Source organism: Erythrobacter sp. (assembly GCF_040217515.1).
Taxonomy (GTDB): domain Bacteria; phylum Pseudomonadota; class Alphaproteobacteria; order Sphingomonadales; family Sphingomonadaceae; genus Erythrobacter.
In genome coordinates this window covers 16,536-40,795 of sequence record NZ_JAVJPT010000008.1, presented here as the reverse complement: position 1 = coordinate 40,795, position 24,260 = coordinate 16,536, and the positions used below count along the sequence as shown (strand labels likewise).

General features: G+C 63.6%; 23 protein-coding genes. 8 read left to right on the top strand and 15 right to left on the bottom strand.

All coding sequences use genetic code 11. The features are described from left to right. Positions 1-83: 83 nt before the first annotated feature. Genes RIB52_RS10265 through dusB form a run of 3 tightly spaced genes read right to left on the bottom strand, consistent with a single transcriptional unit; the run spans position 84 to position 3,710 of the window. Positions 84-1,541 carry a sigma 54-interacting transcriptional regulator gene (locus RIB52_RS10265; RefSeq protein ID WP_350175343.1) on the bottom strand — a complete coding sequence of 486 codons (1,458 nt, stop codon included), beginning with the start codon at positions 1,539-1,541 and terminating at the stop codon, positions 84-86. 4 nt (positions 1,542-1,545) lie between these two features. After that, a complete protein-coding gene (locus RIB52_RS10260; RefSeq protein ID WP_350175342.1) occupies positions 1,546-2,691 on the bottom strand; it encodes a two-component system sensor histidine kinase NtrB in 1,146 nt (381 codons plus the stop codon). Positions 2,692-2,693: 2 nt separating this feature from the next. Then, on the bottom strand, positions 2,694-3,710 hold the full coding sequence (gene dusB, locus RIB52_RS10255) for a tRNA dihydrouridine synthase DusB (RefSeq protein ID WP_350175341.1): 1,017 nt from the start codon (positions 3,708-3,710) through the stop codon (positions 2,694-2,696). Between the two features lie 76 nt (positions 3,711-3,786). On the opposite strand from dusB, the gene RIB52_RS10250 reads away from it, so the two are divergent. From RIB52_RS10250 to RIB52_RS10240, 3 genes are read left to right on the top strand one after another with little or no spacing between them, the layout of a single operon-like run. Next, positions 3,787-4,947, top strand: coding sequence for a bifunctional 2-C-methyl-D-erythritol 4-phosphate cytidylyltransferase/2-C-methyl-D-erythritol 2,4-cyclodiphosphate synthase (locus RIB52_RS10250; protein ID WP_350175340.1), 1,161 nt, complete (start codon positions 3,787-3,789; stop codon positions 4,945-4,947). A gap of 30 nt (positions 4,948-4,977) precedes the next feature. Next, positions 4,978-5,595 carry a hypothetical protein gene (locus RIB52_RS10245; protein WP_350175339.1) on the top strand — a complete coding sequence of 206 codons (618 nt, stop codon included), beginning with the start codon at positions 4,978-4,980 and terminating at the stop codon, positions 5,593-5,595. Further along, positions 5,592-6,104: a CinA family protein gene (locus tag RIB52_RS10240; RefSeq protein ID WP_350175338.1), complete on the top strand. Its 513-nt coding sequence runs from the start codon at positions 5,592-5,594 to the stop codon at positions 6,102-6,104. Before RIB52_RS10245 ends, RIB52_RS10240 begins: the two co-directional genes overlap by 4 nt. On the opposite strand, the gene RIB52_RS10235 is transcribed toward RIB52_RS10240, so the two are convergent. Both RIB52_RS10235 and lipA read right to left on the bottom strand, forming a co-directional pair. Then, the gene (locus RIB52_RS10235) at positions 6,065-6,526 is read right to left on the bottom strand and encodes a type II toxin-antitoxin system RatA family toxin (RefSeq protein WP_350175337.1); all 462 of its coding nucleotides are present in this window, start codon (positions 6,524-6,526) and stop codon (positions 6,065-6,067) included. The two genes, RIB52_RS10240 and RIB52_RS10235, sit on opposite strands and share 40 nt — an antisense overlap. Positions 6,527-6,532: 6 nt before the next feature. Further along, positions 6,533-7,483: a lipoyl synthase gene (gene lipA, locus RIB52_RS10230; RefSeq protein WP_350175336.1), complete on the bottom strand. Its 951-nt coding sequence runs from the start codon at positions 7,481-7,483 to the stop codon at positions 6,533-6,535. A 161-nt stretch (positions 7,484-7,644) separates the two neighbouring features. Here lipA and RIB52_RS10225 point away from each other — a divergent pair, with 161 nt between their 5' ends. Then, entirely contained in the window at positions 7,645-8,286 is a 642-nt protein-coding gene (locus RIB52_RS10225) for a carbonic anhydrase (protein WP_350175335.1), read from the top strand. A gap of 48 nt (positions 8,287-8,334) precedes the next feature. Then, positions 8,335-9,117, top strand: a complete 783-nt coding sequence (locus RIB52_RS10220; RefSeq protein ID WP_502879514.1) for an NYN domain-containing protein — start codon at positions 8,335-8,337, stop codon at positions 9,115-9,117. A 91-nt stretch (positions 9,118-9,208) separates the two neighbouring features. Here the strand turns inward: RIB52_RS10220 and RIB52_RS10215 are convergent, their stop codons facing one another. Further along, the gene (locus RIB52_RS10215; RefSeq protein ID WP_350175333.1) at positions 9,209-10,552 is read right to left on the bottom strand and encodes a tetratricopeptide repeat protein; all 1,344 of its coding nucleotides are present in this window, start codon (positions 10,550-10,552) and stop codon (positions 9,209-9,211) included. 349 nt (positions 10,553-10,901) lie between these two features. Here RIB52_RS10215 and gyrA point away from each other — a divergent pair, with 349 nt between their 5' ends. After that, positions 10,902-13,754, top strand: a complete 2,853-nt coding sequence (gyrA, locus tag RIB52_RS10210) for a DNA gyrase subunit A (protein ID WP_350175332.1) — start codon at positions 10,902-10,904, stop codon at positions 13,752-13,754. A 3-nt stretch (positions 13,755-13,757) separates the two neighbouring features. Here gyrA and RIB52_RS10205 read toward each other — a convergent pair whose 3' ends face one another. Continuing rightward, positions 13,758-14,408 (bottom strand): lysoplasmalogenase family protein, encoded by a 651-nt coding sequence (locus RIB52_RS10205; RefSeq protein WP_350175331.1) that lies wholly within the window; start codon positions 14,406-14,408, stop codon positions 13,758-13,760. A 71-nt stretch (positions 14,409-14,479) separates the two neighbouring features. Here RIB52_RS10205 and trmFO point away from each other — a divergent pair, with 71 nt between their 5' ends. Beyond that, positions 14,480-15,856 carry a methylenetetrahydrofolate--tRNA-(uracil(54)-C(5))-methyltransferase (FADH(2)-oxidizing) TrmFO gene (trmFO, locus tag RIB52_RS10200; RefSeq protein ID WP_350175330.1) on the top strand — a complete coding sequence of 459 codons (1,377 nt, stop codon included), beginning with the start codon at positions 14,480-14,482 and terminating at the stop codon, positions 15,854-15,856. Between the two features lie 30 nt (positions 15,857-15,886). Here the strand turns inward: trmFO and RIB52_RS10195 are convergent, their stop codons facing one another. From RIB52_RS10195 to RIB52_RS10160, 8 genes are all read right to left on the bottom strand, one after another. Further along, a complete protein-coding gene (locus tag RIB52_RS10195; protein ID WP_350175329.1) occupies positions 15,887-16,324 on the bottom strand; it encodes an EF-hand domain-containing protein in 438 nt (145 codons plus the stop codon). A 39-nt stretch (positions 16,325-16,363) separates the two neighbouring features. Then, positions 16,364-17,011: a squalene/phytoene synthase family protein gene (locus RIB52_RS10190; protein ID WP_350175695.1), complete on the bottom strand. Its 648-nt coding sequence runs from the start codon at positions 17,009-17,011 to the stop codon at positions 16,364-16,366. A 90-nt stretch (positions 17,012-17,101) separates the two neighbouring features. After that, complete coding sequence (locus RIB52_RS10185; protein ID WP_350175328.1) at positions 17,102-17,791, bottom strand: TadE/TadG family type IV pilus assembly protein; 690 nt, start codon at positions 17,789-17,791, stop codon at positions 17,102-17,104. Then, positions 17,785-18,375, bottom strand: coding sequence for a TadE/TadG family type IV pilus assembly protein (locus RIB52_RS10180; protein ID WP_350175327.1), 591 nt, complete (start codon positions 18,373-18,375; stop codon positions 17,785-17,787). Before RIB52_RS10180 ends, RIB52_RS10185 begins: the two co-directional genes overlap by 7 nt. Continuing rightward, positions 18,372-20,138, bottom strand: a complete 1,767-nt coding sequence (locus tag RIB52_RS10175; RefSeq protein WP_350175326.1) for a pilus assembly protein TadG-related protein — start codon at positions 20,136-20,138, stop codon at positions 18,372-18,374. Before RIB52_RS10175 ends, RIB52_RS10180 begins: the two co-directional genes overlap by 4 nt. A 96-nt stretch (positions 20,139-20,234) precedes the next feature. Next, positions 20,235-21,620, bottom strand: coding sequence for a pyruvate dehydrogenase complex E1 component subunit beta (locus tag RIB52_RS10170; protein ID WP_350175325.1), 1,386 nt, complete (start codon positions 21,618-21,620; stop codon positions 20,235-20,237). Positions 21,621-21,623: 3 nt separating this feature from the next. Further along, positions 21,624-22,634 (bottom strand): pyruvate dehydrogenase (acetyl-transferring) E1 component subunit alpha, encoded by a 1,011-nt coding sequence (gene pdhA, locus RIB52_RS10165; protein ID WP_350175693.1) that lies wholly within the window; start codon positions 22,632-22,634, stop codon positions 21,624-21,626. 263 nt (positions 22,635-22,897) lie between these two features. After that, entirely contained in the window at positions 22,898-23,194 is a 297-nt protein-coding gene (locus RIB52_RS10160) for an FtsB family cell division protein (RefSeq protein ID WP_350175324.1), read from the bottom strand. A 182-nt stretch (positions 23,195-23,376) separates the two neighbouring features. Between RIB52_RS10160 and RIB52_RS10155 the strand changes: the two genes are divergently transcribed. After that, on the top strand, positions 23,377-24,246 hold the full coding sequence (locus RIB52_RS10155; RefSeq protein ID WP_350175323.1) for a mechanosensitive ion channel family protein: 870 nt from the start codon (positions 23,377-23,379) through the stop codon (positions 24,244-24,246). Positions 24,247-24,260: the final 14 nt, after the last annotated feature.

The following is a 24,260-nucleotide window of genomic DNA, read 5'->3' as shown; positions in this document are numbered from 1 at the left end:
TTGAGTGCCTCCATAGTTGCACCATTACAACTTTGGTGTGGCTTTCATGCAAGTGTAAACATTCCTCTGGGCGCGATTCTGCGTCAGGGCAACCGTGCGAACCGTTCGGGTTCGATCGCAAGTTCGACGATCCGCTTGCGCAGGGTATTGCGATTGATCCCGAGCATCTTGGCCGCGCGCAGCTGGTTACCGCGCGTACGTTTCAATGCGTGCTCGATCAGCGGCTTTTCGAAGGCAGCGATTGCGCGCGCGTGCAGTAACCCGTCGGGCGGTTTCTCGCTTGCGAGCCATTGGTCGAGGGCCCCGGCAAGGCCGGGCTCCACGATCGCCGGGGCGGCGCTTATCGGTGCGCTTTCCTCCCCTACGATCTCCGCGATCGCAGGCGCGTCGATCACCTCGCCCTGTGCCATCAGCGCGAGGCGATAAACCACATTGCGCAGCTCGCGCACATTGCCGCGCCACTGGCGCGCCTCGAGCAGGGCAAGCGCATCGGTCGAGAGGCTGCGGCGCGGCAGGCCGTCCTCGATGGCCTGGGCGAGGAAATGCTGGCTGAGCACCTCGATGTCCTCGCGCCGCTCGCGCAGCGGCGGAAGCTGGATCGGGACGACGTTGAGCCGATAATAGAGGTCTTCGCGGAAGGCCCCCTGCTCTATCAGGGGAACGAGGTCGCGATTTGTGGCGGCGACGATGCGGACGCTGACGGCAATTTCCTGGCGCCCGCCGACCCGCCTGATACGCCCCGACTGCAGTGCGCGCAGCAGCCTTGTCTGGGCTTCGGCCGGCATATCGCCGATCTCGTCGAGGAAAAGCGTACCGCCATTGGCCTGCTCGAATTTGCCGATCGCCTGCGCGATGGCACCGGTGAAGGCACCCTTTTCATGGCCGAACAGCTCGCTTTCGATCAGATCGGATGGTATCGCCGCCGTATTGACCGCGACGAAGGGCCCGGTCGAACGGCTGCCCAGCTGGTGGATCGCTTCGGCCACGAGTTCCTTGCCGGTGCCGCTTTCGCCGGTGACAAGGACGGTAAGATCGTTGCGCAGGACCCGCGCGATCATGCGATAGACGCCCTGCATCGCCTGGCTTCGCCCGACCAGCGGCAGGCCTTCACCGTCCGCGTCGGGCACTTCGCCCCGGTGCGCCGCCGCCTCGGAAGCGTTTCGCCCCACCGTTCCGGCCGCCTTCCGAACTGCCTGGACGAGTTGGTCGAGATCGAAGGGCTTGGGAAAATATTCAAAGGCATCGCTGTCGCTTGCCCTTACTGCGGTGTCGAGCGTGTTCTGCGCCGAAAGCACGATGACCGGCATTGCGGGCGCTGCGGCGCGAACATCCTCAAGGCTCTCCAGTCCGTCGCCGTCTTCGAGCAGGACGTCGGTCACCATCACCGCGAAACTGCCTCCGGCCAGCGCGCCATCGCGCTCGGTTATGGAAAGGCAGTGGCGGATCGCGAACCCCTCATCCTCCAGCGCGGCGCTGATGACGGTGGCGATTGCGCGGTCGTCTTCGACCAGCAGGACAGAGGGTGCATCGTCTCGTGCCATCGCCCTATTTCCCGGATTCGACCGATGCCTGGGCGAGATGGACACGGAAATGTGTCAGGCCGAGGCGCGGATCGCGTTCGTGAGTGATGCTGCCGCCCATGTCGAGCACCAGCTTGCGCACCAGCGCGAGGCCTAGGCCCTGCCCCTGCTGTTTCGTCGAGACGAAGGGTTCGAAGACTGCTCCGCGCAGGGACGGGTCGATCCCATTGCCGTTGTCGGTGACGGTGATCTCGATCGGCAACTTGACCGCCCGCCCAAGGCGCATAGCGCTGAAAACGAGGCCATGGACATAGCGCGTGCGCAGCGTCACCTGCGGCGCCTGCGAACGCTCGACCGCCGCATCGCGGGCATTGGAAATGAGGTTGATGAGCACCTGCTCGAGCGCATCGCGATTGGCGAGCACAGGCGGTATCGAAGGATCGAATTCCTCGCGGAAGGCGACATTGAAAGCCCCCTCGCCCGCAGCGGTTCCGGCGCTGGCGACCCGTACCGTGGCGAGTGCCCCCCGGATCGCCTCATGCGGATTGCACGGCTCGAGCGGATCGCTGCGAGTGCTGCCGAGTTGCTGCATGCGGTCGATCAGGCGGGCGATGCGATCGACTTCGTCGGTTATCATCCTCGCGAGCGGCTTGTCCCTGTGCGGCAGCTTGCGCGCGACGAGCTGCGCGGCCCCGCGAATGGCCGAAAGCGGGTTCTTGATTTCATGTGCAAGGATCGAGGGGCCCGGCGGGGCGCTTTCGCCGACGGTCTCGACGCTCGCCGTGTCCTCGTGGGCGATCTCCGAAAGTGTCACCACCCGCCAACCCGGCGCATCGCCGAGCGGAGAGACGGTGAGATTGACCTGCAATTCGGCCTCGTTGACCGTGAGCGCAAGTTCGCGCGCCACCAATGCCTCATCAGCGCGGGCTAGGCGCGCCGCGACGCGCGGGTCGAGCGTGCCGAGCATGTCCGTCAGCGAGCGCCCCAGCAGACGCCGCGCGCTGGTTCCCAGCAACGTCTCGGCCGCCTGGTTGACCTCCGCAATGCGCCCCTCGCAGTCGACCAGCAGCACCGCGAAGATCATCCCCGCGATCTGGGCGCGCGCATCGGGCCGTCCCTTTGCGCCGGGAATGTCGCCGCCTGCGTTCTCGATCGCCCGCCGCGAGGCCATGATCAGGCCGCCCGGCGCCTCAGGAAAGGTTCGTAGAAACGTTCGATCTCGCCCAGCACTTCGCGCGGGTTGTCGATCTGGTTGGCCTTGTTGCGGAAATCGGCCGATCCATGAAGGCCCTTGGTATACCAGCCAAGGTGCTTGCGCGCGATCTTCACTCCGACCTCTTGTCCGTAATGATCGAGCATCCGCTCGTAATGCTCCACCAGCACTGCATATTGTTCATCGAAGCTGGGAGACGCGAGCTTCTCGCCCGTCCGCCACCAATGCATCACCTGGCCGAGCAGCCATGGCTTGCCATAGGCGCCGCGCCCGATCATCACGCCGTCCGCGCCGGACTGTTCGAGCGCGTTCGCCGCGTCCTCGATCCCGCAGATGTCGCCGTTGACGATGACGGGGATCGAGACCGCTTCCTTTACGCTGCGGATGAATGCCCAGTCGGCATTGCCCTTGTACATCTGGTTGCGAGTCCGGCCGTGAACGGTGATCATCTTCACGCCCAGGTCCTCGGCGATGCGGGCAAGTTCGGGGGCGTTGAGGCTGGCATGGTCCCAGCCCATGCGCATCTTCACCGTTACCGGCACGTCGACCGCGTTAACCGTCGCTTCCATCAGCTTCGTCGCCAGCGGTACTTCGCGCATCAAGGCGCTGCCGGCATATTGCCCCACGACCTTCTTGACCGGGCAGCCGAAATTGATGTCGATGATCGCCGCGCCATTGCCCTCCTGCAGCTTGGCCGCCTCGGCCATACTGTCCGGATCGCAACCGACGAGCTGCATCGAGACCGGCTCTTCGCTCCGGTCCCATGCGGTTTTCTGGAGCGACTGGCGCGTTTCGCGGATGGCCGCTTCGCTCGCGACCATCTCTGTCACATTGAGCCCGGAACCGAAACGCCGCACGAGCGTGCGGAACGGCATGTCCGTCACGCCCGTCATCGGGGCGAGCAGGACGGGATCGGGGATCGTCACGGGGCCGATCCGGAGCGGCTTGAGCGCCGGGGGGTGCGGAAGATTGGTCATGCTGGGAAATGCCTAAAATTTGAGCAGCTGATAGTCCATTGCGGAAAGTCAGTCCAGCCCCTAAGCGCCGCCTGCCATGGCAGTCGAGCCTCCCCTCCCGCCTTTCTCCGCGATCGTCGTAGCGGCCGGGAAGGGCCTGCGGGTGGGCGGCGTGCTGCCGAAACAATATCGCACCTGGCGCGGCCGACCGCTGCTTTCACACTCGGTCGAGAAATTGCGCGAGGCGGGTGCATCGCCGCTGATTGTCGTGATCGCGCAAGGGGCCGAAGATCACGCGCGCGAGGCTGTTGGCGATGTCGCCGACGTGCGCTTCGTAACCGGAGGGGCGAACCGGCAGGATTCGGTCGCGGCCGGGCTCGAGGCGCTGGCAGGCGATGCACCCGCGCGAGTTCTTGTCCACGATGCCGCCCGCCCCGACCTGCCGCGCGGTGTGATCGAACGCCTGCTGGATGCTCTGTCCCAGCATCCGGGAGCGATCCCGGTTCTCCCGGTGGTGGATTCGGTTGTTGTCGCAGGCCCGCGAGCAACCATGGCGGACAAGGCCGAGCGCGAAAGCCTGCGCCGGGTCCAGACCCCGCAGGCTTTCCGCTATGACGCGATTCTCGCCGCGCACCGCGCATGGGTCGGCGACACCGATGCCGGCGACGATGCCCAGGTACTCGCAGCACATGGCGGCGAGATCGCGCTGGTGCGCGGCGACGAGCGATTGAAGAAGATCACCTTCGCGGAGGATCTCATGGACAGCGCAAATGGCCCGGCCTTTCGTATCGGACAGGGTTTCGACGTGCACCGCCTCGTGCAGGGCGAGGAATTGTGGCTGTGCGGGGTGAGGATCGAGCACGAAAAAGGCCTTGCGGGACATTCGGATGCCGATGTCGCACTCCACGCGATCACCGATGCGGTGCTCGGAGCGGTCGCGCAAGGGGACATTGGCACGCATTTCCCGCCAAGCGACCCGCAATGGGCGGGCGCACGGTCGGGGCGATTTCTCGAACACGCCGTGAGCCTGGCGCGTGATGCGGGTTATGCCCTCTCGAATATCGATCTCACCATCATCTGCGAAGCCCCCAGGATCGGGCCCCACCGCCCGACCATGCGAGCGGAGGTCGCCCGGCTCACCGGCATTGCCGAAAGCGCGATAAGCATAAAGGCGACCACCACCGAAAGGCTTGGCTTCACGGGGCGTGGTGAGGGAATTGCGGCGCAGGCCATTGTCGGCCTTGCCGCCATCCGGTAGTCAGCCGGGCGAATTCAGGAGTTTCGCAGCATGACCCATCGCCGCATTGTTGCCCTTCTCGCAGGGCTGGCAGGGACGCTTCCCGCATCTGCACCCGCAGCGGCGCAAGAAGCCAGGTCGGCACTTGAAACGCTCACGCCGCGCCAGGTCGAGGCGGCAGCGCGCTATGCCCTGCCGATCGCGATCGAGGGTGCGATGAATGCCTGCGAAGCGAGCCTCGATCCCGACGGATTCCTGGCTCGTGAAGGCGATGCGCTTCACACCCGGGCAAGCGAAGGATCGGCCGAGGCCTGGCCCGAAGCGCGCGACGCATTATTCCAGCTGGCGAGCGAAGAAGCCGAAGTGGGAGGCGAGATCCCGGGCGACCTGTTGGCCTCGCTACCCGATGAGAGCCTGCGCCCTTTCGTGAGCGGGATGATCCTCCTCCTCGTCGAGGAAGAGCTAAAGCCCAAGGATTGCGCGAATGTCGAACGAGGACTGGAATTGCTTGCTCCGCTCCCGCCCGAGAACATGGCCGGGCTGATCGGTTTCATCTACGAGCTGGTGCAGGAAGACGATGCCCGCGAGCGGGCGCAGGCGCGCTCCACAGGCGAGAACCGGCGGCTCGATGACGGTGTCATCGACGCGAGAGAAAAGAGCGCCGAATGAGCGATTACCTCCTCCCCGACGAAATCACGCGACTGGCCGAGCGGGTTATCGCCGAAAACGCCGAGGCCGGGCGCAAGGTTGCGCTCGCGGAGAGCTGCACCGGCGGACTGGTCGCGGGCGCTCTAACGGAGGTGGCGGGTTCCTCCGCGGTGCTCGACCGCGGTTTCGTTACCTATTCGAACGAGGCGAAAATGGAATCGCTCGGTGTCGCGCGCGACATCATAGAGACCTTTGGCGCGGTTTCGATCGCGTGCGTATGGGCGATGGCGCAGGGGGCGCTCGAACGCTCCGGCGCGGATGTCGCGGTCGCGATCAGCGGAGTTGCGGGGCCCGGCGGCGGCACGACGATCAAGCCGGTCGGGACGGTCGTATTCGCCCGGGCGACGCGCGACATGGAAGGCGAACCCGAAGGCGAGCTCAAGCATTTCGACGGCGGCGAAGGCCCCGGCGCGCGGGCCTCGATCCGGCGTCAGGCGACGCTGTGCGCGCTGGAATTGCTGTTGCCGTAAAGCTCGTTTGCGCGCGCTTCGAAGGCAGCGACCATCTTGCGAAATGCGCGATCGAAATATTGGCCTGCGATCCGTTCGAATAGCTTGTTCTTGAACGTGAAATCGACCGAAAAATCGATTTCGCAACTGCATTCGTCGATCTCGCGGAAAGTCCAGACATTGTCGAGGTCGGATAGCGGGCCGTCGAGATAGATCACCTCGATTTCCTGCGGGCGGCGTTTCAGCACGCGCGAGGTGAAGCTTTCGCGGATCGCCTTGAAGCCGACCACCATGTCCGCGATCATTTCGGTCTCGTTGTCGGAGCGCACGCGGGTCGCGATGACCCATGGCAGGAATTCGCCGTAACGCTTCACGTCGGCAACAAGGTCGAACATCTGTTCGCAGCTATAGGGAAGTCTGCGCGTCTCGCGGATACCGGGCATTATCGCTCAGGCCTTTTCTCGGGCAGCCTGCTTTGCGAGGCGCTGCTCACGCGCCGCGCGCATCTCGGCGAAGTCATCGCCTGCGTGGTAGCTCGAGCGGGTGAGCGGGCTGGAAGCGACCTGCAGGAAGCCCTTCGCGCGGGCGATGGCTCCATAAGCGTCGAACGCCTTTGGCGTAACGAATTCCGCCACTTCGGTGTGTTTGGGCGTCGGCTGGAGATACTGGCCCATGGTGATGAAATCGACCTCGGCGCTGCGCATGTCGTCCATCACCTGGTGGACCTCAAGCCGCTCCTCGCCGAGGCCAAGCATGATGCCCGACTTCGTGAAGATGAGCGGATTATGCGCCTTGACTTCCTCGAGCAGGCGGAGCGAGGCATAATAGCGCGCCCCGGGGCGAATGGTCGGGTAAAGGCGTGGGACCGTTTCGAGGTTGTGATTGTAAACGTCGGGCCCCGCTTCACAAATCATCTCGACCGCGCGGCGCATCTTGCCGCGGAAATCGGGGGTGAGGATCTCGATTGTCGTATCCGGCGTGTTCCGACGCAGCGCCTCGATCACCTTGACGAACTGCATCGCCCCGCCGTCGGGCAGGTCGTCGCGGTCGACGCTGGTGATGACGATGTGCTCGAGCCCCATCTTCGCCGCAGCGATGGCCGTGTTTTCCGGTTCCATCGGGTCGACTGTGCGCGGCATCCCGGTCTTGACGTTGCAGAAGGCGCAGGCGCGGGTGCAGACATCGCCGAGGATCATGACGGTCGCGTGCTTCTTGGTCCAGCACTCGCCGATATTGGGGCAGGCCGCCTCTTCGCAGACAGTGTTGAGGTTGAGCTCGCGCATCAGGCGGCGCGTTTCGTGATAGCCCTCTCCGGCGGGAGCGCGGACGCGAATCCAGTCGGGCTTGCGCTGGCGGGCGGGGCGGCCTTCGGGCTGCGGCGTGTTCGCGAGATCGTTCATGCGCGTTACTTAAGGCCCGTTCACCCTGCCCGCAACCGCGCTCCACCACTCGATTGGGCAAGTGGCCGCGGTATTCTGCGCAAAACAGGCTGCGCGCGGCGCAACGCTTGCCCTGTCCCGCCCGCGCGCCTAGCGGCTTTCGCCGGAGAGGGGACAAATACATGCCCGAATTCGCAGAATTGCTGAAAGGCTATCGCCGCTTCCGCGAACGAACCTGGCCGCGCCAGCGGGAGCGTTTCGCCGAAACGCTGGAGAAAGGCCAGCATCCCAAGCTCATGATCATCGCATGCTGCGACAGCAGGGTGGATCCGGCGCAGATCTTCGATGTCGACCCGGGCGATATCTTCGTGCTGAGAAACGTGGCCGCGCTCGTGCCGCCCTTCGAGACCACGCCCGGACAGCATGGCGTTTCGGCGGCCGTCGAATTTGCGGTCCAGGTGCTCGAAGTCGCGCAGATCGTGGTCATGGGACACGGGCGGTGCGGCGGTTGCCGCGCAGCACTGCGCAATGAGCATAGCGAGGAAGAGCGCGGCGCAGGAGGCTTCCTGGCCGGATGGATCACCCTGCTCGACGGGCCGCGCGCCGAGGTCGCGGAACGATACGGCATCGAAAGCCGCGAGGCCGAACTGGCGATGGAATTCGCCTCGATTCGCCAGAGCCTTGCGAACCTGCGCACCTTTCCCTGGCTCGCTGAGCGCGAGGAGGACGGATGCCTCAAGCTGCGCGGCGCGCATTTCTCCATTGCCGAGGGGCTACTCTATTCGCTGGACGAGGCGACAGGCGGATTCGAGGTGATCGAATAGGCCGGTGACCGAATAGGCTTGCCCCGCGCGGACCGTTTGACCAAATGCATGGCCATGGCCCAGCCCTTTTCCAACAATATCGCCCTGCTGATCGACGCCGACAATGCCAGCCATGCCGCGATCGATCCTGTCCTGACCGTCCTCGCCGAGCTTGGACAGGTCAATATCCGCCGTGCCTATGGCAACTGGCGCAAGACCAGCCTCAAGGGCTGGATCGACAAGATGCACCGGTACGGGATCGAGCCGCAGCAGCAGTTCGACCTGACCAAAGGCAAGAACGCCACCGACATGAAGATGACGATCGACGCGCTCGACCTGCTTTACGGTGGGCGCGTCCACGGCTTCGGGATCATGAGTTCGGACAGCGACTTCATGCCTCTTGCCATGCGGATCCGCCAGGACGGGCTTCCGGTGTACGGTTTCGGCGGTGCCAAGACGCCGGAGGCCTTCCGGGAGGCGTGCACCCGCTTCATCGACGTCAATGCCCTGCTGCGCGCGGACAAGACGGACAAGACCCCGTCGAAGCGCGGCTCTGGCACATCGAAACCATCGAGGACGGGCGAGAACGGGGCAAAGGATGCGGCCGCCGCTGCGGCGGGCGAGATCGGCGAGGACCTGCTCAACCTGCTGGTCGATGCCTACAACGCCTCGAAACGCGACGAGAACGGCTATGCCAAGCTTTCCGAAGTCGGCCAGCGCGCGGGCAATCGTTCGAGCTTCGACACACGCAATTACGGATTCACTCGGCTCTACGACATGCTCGATGCGATTCCCAATTTCGCGCTGGAACGGCGCGACGGCGGCGAGGTCTGGGTCAAGCGTCTGCGTTGAACAGCGCTCCTGCAGCGGGGGAACCTGAAACGGAAAAGGGCGCCTCGAGCATTGCTCAGGGCGCCCTTTTCGCTTGCGAGCCGAGACCGCGTCAGCCGCCGGTCATCCCGCTTGCCGAAGCGCCCGCCATGCCGCCTTCCTGCGCATTGGCATAAGCCGCCCAGAGCTTTGCGATCGGGGCACGCTTGCCATCGATCTCGCCCAGCAGGTCGCGCGCCTCGTCATACTTGCCGAGTTCGATCTTGGCGATGGCAAGGCGCAGCTGCGCCTCGTCCTCTTCGACGCCCGGCATGGCGAGAGCCTTTTCGTAAAAGGTTTCCGCCTTGGCGTATTCGTCATAGCTGAGAAAGGCGTCGGCAGCGCCCGAGACGAGCTTGAGCCCCGCATCCGCAGCCAGTGCGTCGGTTTCCAGCGCGGGAAGGTCGGACCGGTCGGCCTCGATCCGGCCCTCGGCGAGTTCGAGGGCCTCGGACAGGTAGAGATTGTCGCGGCCGACCGTGCCTGCCGCATAGCCTTCCTCGATCACGTCGCGCACTTCCTTGGGCAGGCGACGCGGGTCGGCGGCTTCCACGTAGTATTCGTAGTCCGAGACATCCCCCAGGGCCTCAACCCGGCGGCTGAGCCGGAGCAGGTCGAGAATCTCGCCGCCTTCGAATGTGTTGAGATTGCGCGTCAGGTTGATCGCGTCGCGCCAGTTCGTGTTGCTCGGATAATCGGCGATCCAGAGGGTCGCCATCTCGTAGAGATCGGGCGTGACCTCGTTCTCGTAGGCGACGGTAATGCCGCGGCGATACCAATTCTCGGGCACTTCCTCGCCGGCCGCCTTCCTGTCCGCGATTGCGCCTGCCAGGTAATCGAGGCCCTGCTGCACGTTGCCCGCGCCGAAATAGCTTTCCGCCATTGCGATCTGGAGGTCGGCGCGCCCGATCGTCGCGGTCGAGAAATTGTTGTCGATCGCCGCCTGGAGGTAGGTCCGCGCCTTGTCGAACTGCTCGAGATTGTTGGCCAACTGATAGGCGATGAAATTGAAGCGGCCGAGCTGCTCGGCGGGAACCTTCCCGCCTTCGAACATCATCTCCATACCCGTCAGTTGCAGCGCCTTGTCGTCGACACCGAGGCCGACATTGTAGGCGACATTGCCGGTAAAGAACTTCTCGTCCTTCGACTGGGCCAGCTGGATCAACTGGTCGATCTGCGGACGCAGCGCGGCCATGTCGGTGCCTTCGGCATTCATGGCTTCCTGCACCGGGAGGAAGGCTTCGCGGAATTCCTTGGAAAGCTCGGGCGGCTGTTCCTTTTCCTTCTTGTCCTTCTTCTTGCGCTGCGCGTGGGCTTCGCTCGGCATCACGCCGGTCGCCACCACCGCTGTGCCGGCGGCGAGCGCGATGGCGAGAGCAAGGCCGGAAAGCGGCTTGCGGGGCTGAAGGGTAGTCATGAAGATGTCCTCCTGGGGGTTTCGTGCGCTCTGCGCGGCGCCTGGTGTTCCTGCGATGCGCCTTTGGCGAAGACGCACGCAATTTTCAATTGGAAGTAGCCCTGTTGGGCTGAACAGGCTTTGAATACGGATCCGGCGGGGCTTTTCCACCCCCGCCCCAATATCGGAGGCACCCCTTTGGCCAGCGCGCATGAATGGCGGCTGATACCGATGCGGGAGCTCCGCCAAATGTGGAAAAAGGGCCCTTGTTCCCATCACGTTCGCGCGCGCGAGTGGCGCATCGGCCAGCGAATGCTTACATTGCACGTTGCGCAAACGCATCAGAACACAACCGAAACGGCCCAAAGCCTTGAGCGACGACACCGAAATTCTCGATTCCCCCGCACCCGGCGGCGATTACGACCGCATCGACATCGTCGATGAGATGAAGACGAGCTATCTCGATTACGCGATGAGCGTGATCGTTTCGCGCGCGCTGCCCGACGTGCGCGACGGGTTGAAGCCGGTCCATCGCCGGATCCTATATGCCAGCCAGGAAGGCGGCTTCGTCGCCGGGCGGCCCTATCGCAAGAGCGCGAAGATCGTCGGCGACGTCATGGGTAATTACCACCCGCACGGCGATGCGGCGATTTACGACGCGCTCGCGCGGATGACGCAGGACTGGTCGATGCGTGTGCCGTTGATCGATGGTCAGGGCAATTTCGGCTCGATGGACCCCGATCCGCCGGCCTCGATGCGTTACACCGAGGCACGGCTCGCACGTGTCTCGAACACTCTGCTCGACGATCTCGACAAGGATACGGTCGATTTCGTCGACAATTACGACGGTTCGACCAAGGAACCGCAGGTCCTTCCGGCGCGGTTTCCCAACCTTTTGGTCAATGGTGCGGGCGGGATCGCGGTCGGAATGGCGACGAACGTGCCGCCGCACAATCTCGGCGAGGTCATCGACGGCTGTCTCGCCTTCATCGACAATCCGGCCATCACGGCCGAGGAACTGATCGAATATATCCCCGGACCCGATTTCCCCACTGCACCGCTGATCCTCGGCACGAGTGGGGCCAAGGCGGCCTACACGACGGGACGCGGATCGATCCTGATGCGCTGCCGCCACGAGATCGAGGAAAAGCAAGGCGAAAAGCGCGCCATCGTACTCACTTCGATGCCGTATCAGGTCGGCAAGTCGAATCTCGTCGAAAAAATCGCCGAAGCCGCCAAGGACCCGGACAAGGACAGGCGCATCGAGGGCATTTCCGACATTCGCGACGAAAGCTCGCGCGAAGGCGTGCGGGTCGTCATCGATCTCAAGCGCGACGCCACGCCGGAAGTCGTTCTCAACCAGATCTGGCGGCGGACACCGGCCCAGTCCTCCTTCCCGGCGAACATGCTCGCGATTCGCGGCGGGCGGCCCGAGACGCTGACTCTGCGCGACATCGTGCAGAGCTTCATCGCCTTTCGCGAAGAGGTTATCACCCGGCGCACCAAGTTCGAGCTGAACAAGGCGCGCGAAAGGGCGCATGTCTTGCTGGGCCTCGTCGTCGCCGTCTCGAATCTCGACGAAGTCGTGGCGATGATCCGCAGCGCCGCCAATCCGGCCGAGGCGCGCGCCAAACTGCTCGCCAAGGAATGGCCGATTGGCGAGATAGCGCAATATATCCGCCTCATCGAAGCAATCGAGCCGACCGCCGACGAGGAAGGCGGGACTTATCGCCTGTCCGAACGGCAGGTAAAGGCGATTCTCGAACTGCGCCTGCATCGCCTGACCGCTCTCGGTCGCGACGAGATCGGCGACGAGCTCAAGGAACTGGCCGACACGATCGAGGAATTGCTCGCGATCCTTGGCGATCGGGTCAAACTCTACGCGGTCATGCGCGAGGAACTGGAAGAAGTCCGAGCGACCTACACGACGCCGCGTATGTCCGAAATCGCTCCCGCCTGGGATGGGCTCGACGACGAGGACCTGATCGAACGCGACGACATGGTCGTGACCGTGACCCTGGGGGGCTACATCAAGCGCACCGCGCTTTCGACTTTCCGCGCGCAGGCGCGCGGCGGCAAGGGCCGCGCAGGCATGGCGACCAAGGACGAGGATGCAGTGGTCGAGCTGTTCGTCACCAGCACCCATAATCCGGTCCTGTTCTTCACCAATGCGGGCCGGGTCTATCGCCTGAAGGTCTGGAAACTACCCGAAGGCAGCCCCTCGACCCGTGGGCGACCGATGGTGAACCTCCTGCCACTGGCGGAGGATGAACACGTGACCAATGTTCTGCCCCTGCCCGAGGACGAGGAGGAATGGGCCTCGCTTGGCATCGTCTTCGCGACGGAACAGGGCATGGTGCGTCGCAATTCGATGGATGCCTTCACCAATGTGCCGACCAACGGCAAATACGCAATGGGCTTTGTCGAAGGCAGCGGGGACCGGTTGATCGGCGTAAGGCTGGTGGGAGAGGCGCAGGAGGTTTTCCTAGCGAGCGATGCGGGCAAGGCGATCCGCTTCGCCGCGACCGACGCGCGCGAGACCAAGAGCCGCACCGGCATCGGCGTGCGCGGCATGGCGCTCAAGGACGATGCCAAGGTCGTCTCCCTTGCCGTGCTCGACCCGCTCGAGGCCGACATGGAAACGCGCGAGGCCTATCTGCGCGCGGCGGCGTGGAAGAACAACGACGCCGAGCCAACCCTGCCGCTCGAGACGATGCAGGCGATGGCCGAGAGGGAGGAATTCATCCTCACCATCACCGCGAACGGATACGGCAAGATTTCTTCGGCTTATGAATACCGCACCATCGGGCGCGGCGGGCAGGGACTTACCAATATCGGCGCGCCGGAAAGCAATCCGGATCGCAACGGACCGGTCGTGGCGAGTTTCCCGGTGCGGCACGGCTCGCAGCTCATGCTGGTCACCGACCAGGCGAAGCTCATCCGCATGCCGATCCATTTCCGCCACCTGCTCGAGAACGGTTTCGAAGAGCACAAGGGCTGGTCGGTCATCGGGCGCGTTTCCGCAGGCGTGCGGATCTTCGACGTGGCCAAGGGCGAACACATCGTCGGTGCGGCCCTGATCGACGAGACCGAGGAACCGGAAAACGAAGCCGAGGAAGCGGTGGTCGAGGAAATGGTAGAGCGCCGCGGTGGAGACGACGAAACATCACCTGATACGACCGCGCATTCGGACCGCAATATCGAAGACGAGCCTGGAGGCTGACGCTCAGCTTTCGTGATCGGCACGCAGGGTCTGCACCACGCCGGTGGCGATCATGACCTGACCGGCATAGTAAAGCGGCCAGACCGCGAGGTCGGGCAATGGGGCCAGATCGATCGGCCCGAACCGGCTGAATAGCAACCAGTCGCTGACAATGAACAGCACGGCGCCCAGCCCCACGCGGTAGCGCGGAAACCGGCTGATCCACGCGCAGCCCGCCATTGCCCCGAGCACCGCGCCATAGGCGGCAATATCGAGTCGACCGCTCAGCAGCCATGACAGCAGCGGCCCGGCGATCATCAGCGCCAGTGCGAGCAGGCGCTGGCTCGTGACGGGCCTGTTACGCAGATTGCGGGCATAGAGCAGGATCGCCGCAAGGTGCGAGGCAATGAACAGCGCCCCTCCCGCTTCGAAAGAAATCTCGATCGCCATGTCACCCGCCGCCGAGAGGGCGAGCGCGGTGACGAGGATCGCCCCGCCCGTGCCCCTCGTGCGCCGCATGGCATAAACCGCGAGCAGGCCCACTCCCGACCCTTTCAGGAGAATGCCCCAGACCCCTTCCGCAATGGGGTTGTTCCAGAGGAAATAGTAGGCGCATGCCGCGACCACGCTGGCGAGCAGCCAGGGCCGGTGATCGGCCAGCGCGCGTTTCGCCATCGTGCCCTCCCCTCCTTCGCCACGCCTGCCAAGGCTTGCAGGCGCGCTAGCACGCAATTACCTCGCGCTCCATGACCAGCAAGACTTACGATGTACACATCATCGGCGGCGGCCTCGCCGGGAGCGAGGCGGCGTGGCAACTCGCACGGCGTGGAATGCGCGTGCGCCTGTCCGAAATGCGCGGGAGCGGGGAAATGACCCCGGCGCACCAGACCGATGGCCTCGCCGAACTGGTCTGCTCGAACAGCTTTCGTTCCGACAATGACGAAAGCAATGCGGTGGGCCTGCTGCACCATGAAATGCGTACGCTCGATTCGCTCGTCATGCATGCAGGGGAAAAGGCGCGCGTTCCCGCAGGCAGCGCGATGGCGGTCGACCGCGACGTATTCAGCGCCGAGGTGAGCAAGGCGCTGGGCGATCATCCCAATGTCACCATCGTGCGCGAACGGATCGACCGGTTGCCCGAAAGCGGCCCAACCATCGTCGCAACCGGCCCGCTCACCGCGCAGGCTCTCGCATCGAGCATTGTCGCGGCGACGGGCGAGGAACGGCTCGCCTTCTTCGATGCGATCGCGCCGATCGTCTATCGCGACAGCATCGACATGTCGAAAGCATGGATTCAGTCGCGCTGGAACAAGCGCACCGAGGCATCGAACGAAGACGGCGATTACATCAATTGCCCGATGACGAAGGAACAGTACCTCGCCTTCCATAAAGGGCTCATCGAAGGCGAAAAGAGCGAGTTCAAGGAATGGGAGAAGGACACGCCCTATTTCGACGGCTGCATGCCTATCGAGGTCATGGCCGAGCGCGGGGTGGATACGCTGCGCTATGGCCCGATGAAGGGTGTCGGGCTCGACAACCCGCATGACACCACGCCCGAATTCCCGCAGGGGCGCTGGCCCTATGCGGTCGTCCAGCTGCGGCAGGACAACAAGCTCGGCACGCTGTGGAACATGGTCGGTTTTCAGACCAAGCTCAAATACGGCGCGCAGGTCGAGCTGTTCCGCACGATTCCAGGTTTGGAGAACGCCGAATTCGCGCGCCTCGGCGGCCTGCATCGCAACACCTTCCTCAATTCGCCGCAAGTGCTTGACCGGCAGCTGCGCCTGCGCGCGGCCCCGCATATTCGTTTTGCCGGGCAGGTGACGGGCTGCGAAGGCTATGTCGAAAGCGCTGCGATAGGTTTGGTCGCCGGGATGATGACGGCGGCGGAGCTGGGCGGGCGCGACTGGAAACCGCTCCCGCCGACAACAGCCATGGGCGCGCTGCTGTCCCATATCACGGGTGATGCCGATGCCGCGACCTTCCAGCCCATGAATGTCAATTTCGGCCTCTTCCCGCCGCTCCACGAAGTGAAGAAAAAAGCGCGCAAGCAGGCTTACACCGACCGCGCAAAGGCGGATCTTGCCGAGTGGATCAGGTCGGCCGAGCCCGTCCCGGCCTAAAGCTCCGCCACAAGAGTCGATCTGCTTCGGCTAGCGTTTGGGGGCGCTGGTCGCGAATTCGGCTGGGGTGAGTTCGTCGTTTCCGTCAGCATCCATCTCGTCGAAGCGTTCGGCCGTGGTCACGGCCCATTCCTCGAAGGTCAAGAGGTTGTTGCCGTCGACGTCGAGCTTGCGGAAACTATCGGAGCGCGAGGCCATCATCTCGGTGCGGGTAATGCGCCAGTCACGGTTCCGATCGTAGCGGAAGAAGCGCCGCTGCTCGCGGGTGAGCTCGCTCTGCTCGGGCGGTTCGGGCCCTTCCATGTCACCGGGATCGGTGACGGGCAAGTCGAGCGGATCGGGCGCTGGCTCTTCGGGTTCGGGTGGCGGAGGGGCGTTCTGTTCGATCGTGGCCCTGCCCTGCCACCAGAAAACACCGATCCCTGCGAGCACGAGGCCCGCGACGGCACCGAGGATCGCCTGCCGCATGATTTCGCTCCCCTGTTATCCGCGTGATAATACAGGAATTCAACGCCCGACGATAGCCGCCCGCATGGCCGCGATTGCCGCGCCGCGCCCCTCCATGAGCGGCCGCCCACCGCGTTTCAGGGCTCGCAGGGCAAGCGCATCAAGCACCGCCAGGCCTTTCAGCGCGCGCGGCAGGCGAGGCCGGTCGTCGGCATTTTCGAGGGCGATTTCGACGAAGACGGCGCGCTCGGCGGCATCGGACAGACGCGGCGCGGCTTCGGCGAGCGCCCAGCGCATCGCGGCTGCCCGGACATGGGGCATGGCATCCGCGCTAGCCGGCAATGCCGTGAACGGCGCGGCCCTGCCGCGTGCGAAGGCGAGTATGTCGGCCCGCCCCATGGCTTCGGAAGCGACCAGCACTTCCCAGCCATCGACCACTTCGCCCAGCGCGGCCTCCCGCCCCCTCCAGTCCCGGCCGACCGCATCGAGCACGGCATCGCCGTTTGGCCGGTCCTCCGGCAAAGCCTTGAGCATGTCGCGCCACCAGGCCAGCCGCATCTGGCCCAGCATGACCTCGCTCGTCTGCCCTGCGATCCGTGCAAGTCGCGCATCGAAGGCAAACGCCGTCGCCAGTTCCCTGCGCAGCGCAGGGGGCGTGTGGGCGAGCGCCATCCGGGCCTCGGAGGGCAGGTCTTCATCCGTCAGCATCACGGGAAAAGGCTGTAACGGTGTCGGACGGGAAGGTTCAAGCGCTGGCCGACGCTGCCTCCAATTGGTCCGGCAGCAGGGCCTTGTGGCTCAGCACTCGTGCGTATCGACACCCTGGACCGGGGTCACGTTCATGATCGCCTGGCCCCGCGTCCGAAACGTGGCGGTTTCCCGCAGAATATTGTTATCGGGCACCAGGTTCTTGACGATGGCCTGGGTGATGATCGGCTCGTAAGGATAAAAGATCTCGGCAACGATGACCATCTGGTTCTGGAGCAGGTCGATGTCGTTCGCGAGTTCCACCGAGGGACCGTCGGCGATGTCGTTGGTGTCGGTCCATTGCTCGCCGATCATGCTCGTATGACTATCGGAGAACATGCAGCGCTGCCAGGCAATCTTGTTCTCGACCTCGTCGGAATCGATATCGTAAATGCCGATGACGGCCGTGACGATCACGTTGCCGCCATTCTCGAACGGGAACGGCTCCGCAATTTGCGGAACGGCGGAGAAAAGGTCGCCCAACTGACGTTCATTGGGGGGGACCTGGTTGCTCGCCACAAGATCGGCCATGGTGGCCGCGATCCGCTCGGTCTTTTGCCTCGCAAGCACGACATTGGTGAATTCGAGCCCGACAAGCCCGAAGCCGACGAAGATCGGCAACGTATAGGCGAATTCGATGAAGGCCAGGCCGCCCGTATCGCGCGCCAGGCGCCGGGCGAAGGCGAGCCCCTTCGCACCCGTTTGACGGACGGCATCGCAGATCGTCTCGCGCCTCAACATTCCGCATCCTCGAATGGCTCGTTGCGCACCACGGTTTCTGCGGAGAGCCTGTAGAACCCCTCATTCCCGTTGATCGCGGACGCGACGAATGGGACCAGCGAGACGACTTCAAGGCTGGCCGAAAATTTCACGACCTCGCCGAACTCGCCGTAATTGTCGGTTTTGCCCATGTCCTCGTCCCACTGCCCGTTGCCGTTGAAATCGGTGTAGGATTCGCCCGGGTCCCATGTCCCGCTCCCATCGATGTCGTTGAAGGGTTCGGGATTGCCGACATTGCGAAAGTTCGTGCCGTAGGACTGGACTTCGAGCTTGGGGGCCTGCTGGTTGAAAGTGTTGATGACCGACAGCCGATCGATCAGTTCCGCTTCGATCAGCTTGGCGGTCTGGGCCGGGCACTCGGCGACCTTGGATTGGCGCGAGGCGACCAGGATCGAGCTCTCGAGCGCCGAACGCGCAAAAGCGACATAGCCCAGTTCGAGCAGGCCCAGGATCAGCATGAACATGACCGGCGCGACGAATGCGAATTCGACGATCGTCACGCCCTCGCGATTGCGGGCAATCCGGCCGAGAAGGCGGCGCATCATTGCGAAAGCCTGAGGTCGATGAGTTCCGAAGCGATCGTGACGAAGGCGTTGTTCAGTTCCACGCCGTTGGCGGCGGAGAAGAAGTGGGTGTTGCGATCGGTCGCGCAGACGCGGAACATCTCGCGCGTTTCGTTACCGCGGCTATTGTTGTTGAGCGCGAAGGCGATGGTGTAGATCTCGATGCCGTCGGCCTTCATCGCCTCGCAAGTCTTGGCGAAGCGCCGCGAGAGGTGCTCGATCGTGTCGTTGCGGCTGTCCGAGGATATGATGATACGATCCTCGTAGGTCTTGTAGGCGGTATAGGCCGTATCGCGCACCCTGCCCGAAGACGTGTTGCGTCCGTCATCGCGGCTGTCGAAGTTACCGTCGGTCATGAAGATGACGATCTTCTTGGTCGGAACATCGGCCGGCCGGTCGCGCACGAAGATGTCATCCCGCTCGATCAGCCGATAGGCCCAGGTCATCGCGGCATTGTGGAACGTGCCGGTGCCGGGCATGAGGGCATAGTTTTCGTTGTCGATATAGCTGCGCAGCCCGCTCTTGGTCGCATCGTAGGACACCGGCAGCGCTTCGGCCGGGCACTGATAATTCGGTGAAGGCCCCCACATATTATTGGGCGAGGCGTTCTTCCCGTCGCCCGATTTATGGCTGTAATATCGCGCTTTCTCGTAATCGTCCTTGTCCGGCAAGCGGTCGAAATCGATCACCGAATTGTTCTGGTCGCACCTGCGGGGATTGCCGTTGCCCGCGTGCTTGCAGATATCGTTGCCGTGCAGGCGCACAAGCGCCTCGCGGATCGTGGGAATTTGAAAGAAATCGTCCTGCCGACTGCTCGGGATCTCGTAGCGATTGTTGATGTCCTGGAACGAATTGACATAGATCGGCGGATAGACGAACGGCTCGAGCTTGGGCATGCCGGCTTCCCCGGGCATGTTGTCCGTGATGTCATACGCGCCCGGATCGACATAGAACCGATCATCCGAGATGTTGCGGACGGTCTTGTCGGCGAAGAGGCATCCCTTCCAGCCCAGCGGGTCGCTCTTGCTGATATTGGTGAAGCCGGGAAGACTGCGGACCATCGACGAATCCGACGCCGCGACGAGATGCCCGACATTGACCATCGTGTTGTAAGGCAGGATCCCGACCGCGAATTTCTCGCGCGTCTGCTTGTTGCCGTAGATCGTGTCGACGAAATTCTTGGCTGCGGACTTGAGATCGCGCATCCGCTGGCCGCGCATCGAGCCGGTGTTGTCGAGCACGAGCAAGGCCTCGATCGCGGTCGGCAGGTTCTCCGAGGCCTCGGCCACGGCCCGCGCCGAAATCGGCAGCGTATCGATCCCGATCAGCCGCAGCAGCGTCGTGTCGATCGTGCCTGAAACGTTCACGGTCGATTTGATGATGTCGTTGCGATCGACCACGGTGATGTCGGGATCTGCCAGCGAGGCCGCGAGATAACCTTCCGGGAAATTCGCGTAGATGTAATCCTCGCCGATCTGCTGCGGATTGTGCTGCGAGTTGGACGAAAGCTGCTGGGCGCGCACAGTCGCCAGCGCGCTCGCATCGGCAGCACCCTGGAGCTTGGAATTGGCGAGATAGGCGCGGCCGAAATCCACCCCCGCGCCGATCATCGCCATGGTCGGAATCAGCGAGGCGGCCATCATCGGCAGGACACTCGCGCCCGTATGGCGCAAAAGCGCCCGAAAAAGCCCGCGCCCTTTACGAATGCCCGATTTCGAAGATGCCAAGCCGGTGTCTGCTCGCATGAGAATTCCCCTGATTTAGGGAACTGCACTATGGAGCGACGGCTAAGAATTCGTAAAATTCAAACCTTAACGAAAGCTTTCTCCCACGCCATCGCGTCAGCGATAGCACACCCGCTTCACCGCTTCGACAATTCGCGCCGCGTCGATCAGCGCGAGCTTTTCCAGATTGGCCGCATAGGGCAGAGGCACATCCTCGTTGCACACGCGCAGGACCGGAGCGTCGAGATCGTCGAAGCCTTCTTCCATGCACAGCGCGATAACCTCGCTCGCGATCGAGCAGGCCGGAAAGCCTTCTTCCGCGACGACAAGCCGGTTGGTCTTGGCAAGGCTCTTGAGCACCGCGCCGCGATCGAGCGGGCGCAGGGTGCGAAGGTCGATCACTTCCGCGTCGATCCCCTCTGCGGCGAGCATTTCGGCCGCTTCGAGAGCGAAGCCGACGCCTATCGAGTAGGAAACGATCGTCGCATCGCTGCCCTCCCGCACCACGCGTGCCTTGCCGATGGGCAAAACGTAATCGTCGAGATCGGGCACGTCGAAGCTGCGGCCATAGACGAGTTCGTTTTCGAGAAAGACGACGGGGTCCTCGGTCCGGATCGCGGCTTTCAGCAGGCCCTTTGCATCGGCGCTGTCATAGGGCGCGATGACAACGAGGCCGGGGACACTCGCATACCACGGGCCGTAATTCTGGCTGTGCTGCGCGCCGACGCGGCTCGCCGCACCGTTGGGCCCGCGAAAGACGACCGGGCAGCGCATCTGGCCGCCGCTCATGTAATTGGTCTTGGCCGCCGAGTTCACGATGTGATCGATCGCCTGCATGGCGAAATTGAAGGTCATGAATTCGACCACGGGGCGAAGGCCGCCCATCGCCGCCCCCGTGCCGATCCCGGCAAATCCGTATTCGGTGATCGGCGTGTCGATAACGCGCTTGGGGCCGAATTCGTCGAGCAGGCCCTGCGTCACCTTGTAGGCCCCTTCGTATTCGGCGACTTCCTCGCCCATGACGAAGACGCGCGGATCGCGGCGCATTTCCTCGGCCATCGCATCACGCAACGCCTCGCGCACCGCGGTGGAGGTGAAGCCCGTGCCTTCGGGAACGTGTGGATCGGAGGCAGGTCCGCGCGGCGGCTTGGTGTCGGGAACCGTCGCGCCCTCGGACACCTGCGCGCCCTCGCCCTCATCCTCGCCATCCTTGGTATCCGGCTCGGGCCCGGCGGGCGTCTCGACCTCGCTCGCATCCTCGTCGTCGCCAGCGAGCATCGCGATCACCGTGCCTACAGCGACTTTCTCGGTTCCCTCGTCAACGAGAATTTTCGCCAGCGTGCCTTCATCGATGGCCTCGAATTCCATCGTGGCCTTGTCGGTCTCGATTTCGGCGATGATGTCGCCCGGTTCGATCGTATCGCCTTCGGCCTTGAGCCACCTGGAGAGCGTGCCTTCCTCCATCGTCGGGGAGAGCGCGGGCATCTTGAGCTCGATCGCCATCGCTCAATACTCCTCCACCAGCACATCGGTGTAGAGCTCGCCCGGGTCGGGCTCTGGCGAATTTTCGGCAAAGTCCGCAGCATCGGCAACGATACCGCGGATTTCCTTGTCGATGGCCTTCAATTCGGCCTCGTCCTTGCCCTGTTCGATCATGTGCTTTTTCAGCCGTTCGATGGGATCGTGATGATCGCGCTGCTCCTGCACTTCCTCGCGGGTGCGATACTTGGCCGGGTCGGACATCGAATGCCCGCGGTAGCGATAGGTGTTGAGTTCCATCAGCACAGGGCCCTTGCCCTCGCGCACATGTTTGAAGGCGACCTCGGCCGCTGCGCGCACTTCCAGCACGTTCATGCCGTCGACATCCATGCCTGGGATGCGGAAGGACGTGCCGCGGCGATGGAAGCGGGTTTCGGCCGAGGAACGCTTGGTCGAGGTGCCCATAGCGTACTGGTTGTCCTCCACCACGAAAACGATCGGCAGGTTCCACAGCGCGGCCATGTTGAAGGTCTCGTATACCTGGCCCTGGTTCGCCGCCCCGTCACCGAAATAGGCAAGGCAGATCCCGCCGTCCTCGTTATATTTGTGCGCGAAGGCTAGCCCGCCGCCCAATGGCACCTGCGCGCCGACGATTCCGTGACCGCCATAAAATTTGTGTTCGGTCGAGAACATGTGCATCGACCCGCCCTTGCCCTTGGAAATGCCGGCCTGGCGCCCGGTCAGCTCGGCCATGATAACCTTCGGATCGAGCCCGTAGGCGAGCATGTGACCGTGATCGCGGTATCCCGTGATCACGCTGTCGCGATCATTGTCGAGCGCGGATTGCAGCCCGATCGCGACCGCTTCCTGACCTATATAGAGGTGGCAGAATCCGCCGATCAGGCCGAGCCCGTAAAGCTGTCCCGCCTTTTCCTCGAACCGCCGGATCAGCAGCATCCGGCGGTAGAATTCGAGCATCTCCTCCTCGCTCGCGTCGTAAAGCTTCGCGTTTTCGAATTCGCGCTGGAGCGAGCGCAATTCGAAATCGGGATCTTCCGCAGGGGCGGCTGCCGCCTTGCGGGAGCGGGCTTGGGACTTGGTTCTTGATGGCGCGCGGCCGCTGGAGGTTCTCTTTGCGGGCGTGCCTTTGGACGGGGTCTTGGCCAAGGTGAGACTTCCTCTCTTGCGTGATGCGCGCGAGCGGGCTTCGGGGGAAAGGCGCTGCGCTGCTCTCTCGCGCAGCCCTATAGGCTTGTCCGGGGGCAGCGCGCAATGCGTTCAGGAGCAGGCGGCGCGCGCTGTCATTCCTCGAGCGTGATCACCACCTCGTCGGCATGCATCACGCCCAGATTGCGGCGCACGAGTTCGCCCGCGAGGTCCGGATCTGCAGCTTCGGGATCGAGCAGTTCGACCCGGTTGGCGAGCGCGTCCCGGCGCGCGGTCAGTTCCGCGATCCGGGCCTCCCGTGCCTCGAGCGCGGCACGATTCTCCGACCAGGCGAGCAGCCCCGTGGGCCCGGCCACTGCAAAGCCGCCGAGCACAAGCAGAAGCGCAAGCGCCGCGCCCTGTTTTGCCTGTTCCCTGATCGTCGCTCGCATACCGTCTCTCGAACCGGAGCTTGCAGAATTCATCCGGAATTCGACAGAATCACACTTGGCCACGCCCCGCAAGGTCAAAGTCGCGCTGGCCGCTCAATTCAAGGCGCGACGAAGCATGTCGGCGGCAGGGAACATATGCTGGCCCGGCGCGGTTGGTCGAGGCAGGTAGATTAGGGGGTCCCATGCCGATCATCGAAATTCTCAGCAACCAGATCAATGAGATGGCCGCGGGGCTCATCGCCAGCCTCCCGGCTATCGCCATCGGTCTCCTCGTGCTCGCGGTCACCTGGCTCGTCGCGCGCGGTGCGGGGAGGATCGCCAGGGCGATCGTGGGCAAGGCCGAGTTGCGACCGGGCCTTCGAAGCCTGATCGACCGGCTGGTTCGGCTCGGCGTATGGCTGGCCGGGATCCTGACTGCGGCCATCGTGATGATCCCCGACCTGTCCCCGGCCAGTCTCTTTGCAGGGCTTGGGATCGGGTCGGTGGCAATCGGGTTCGCCTTCAAGGACATTTTCGAGAATTTCCTTGCCGGCGTGCTGATCATGCTGCGCAAGAAGATGCGAGAGGGCGACACGATCGAATGCGAGGGCGTGCTTGGCACGGTCGAGCATATCGCGCTGCGCGAGACATATGTCCGGCATTTCTCGGGCGAGCTCACGATCATGCCCAATTCGATGCTGTTCATGAACCCGGTCGAGATCTGGACCGATACCGATGCGCGCCGCTACGACGTGACGGTGGGCGTTGCCTACGACACCGATCTGGATGCCGCCGATGCCGCAATCCGAAAGGCCGTGGAAAGCGTCGATCACGTCATCGCGGACAAGCCAATCCAAATCCTCGCAAGCGAGTTCAATTCATCCTCGGTCGATTTCCACGTGCGCTGGTGGGCACCCTCGACCGGAGCAGCAACGATCGAGAACCGCGACCAGGTTATCCGGGCGATAAAGCGCGAACTCGATGCGGCAGGGATCGAAATCCCCTTCCCCTACATCACCCACACCTTCAAGGAGCGCGTCCCGCTCGGCACGAAGCCGGGCGAGTCGGCCTGATAGCGATAAACACA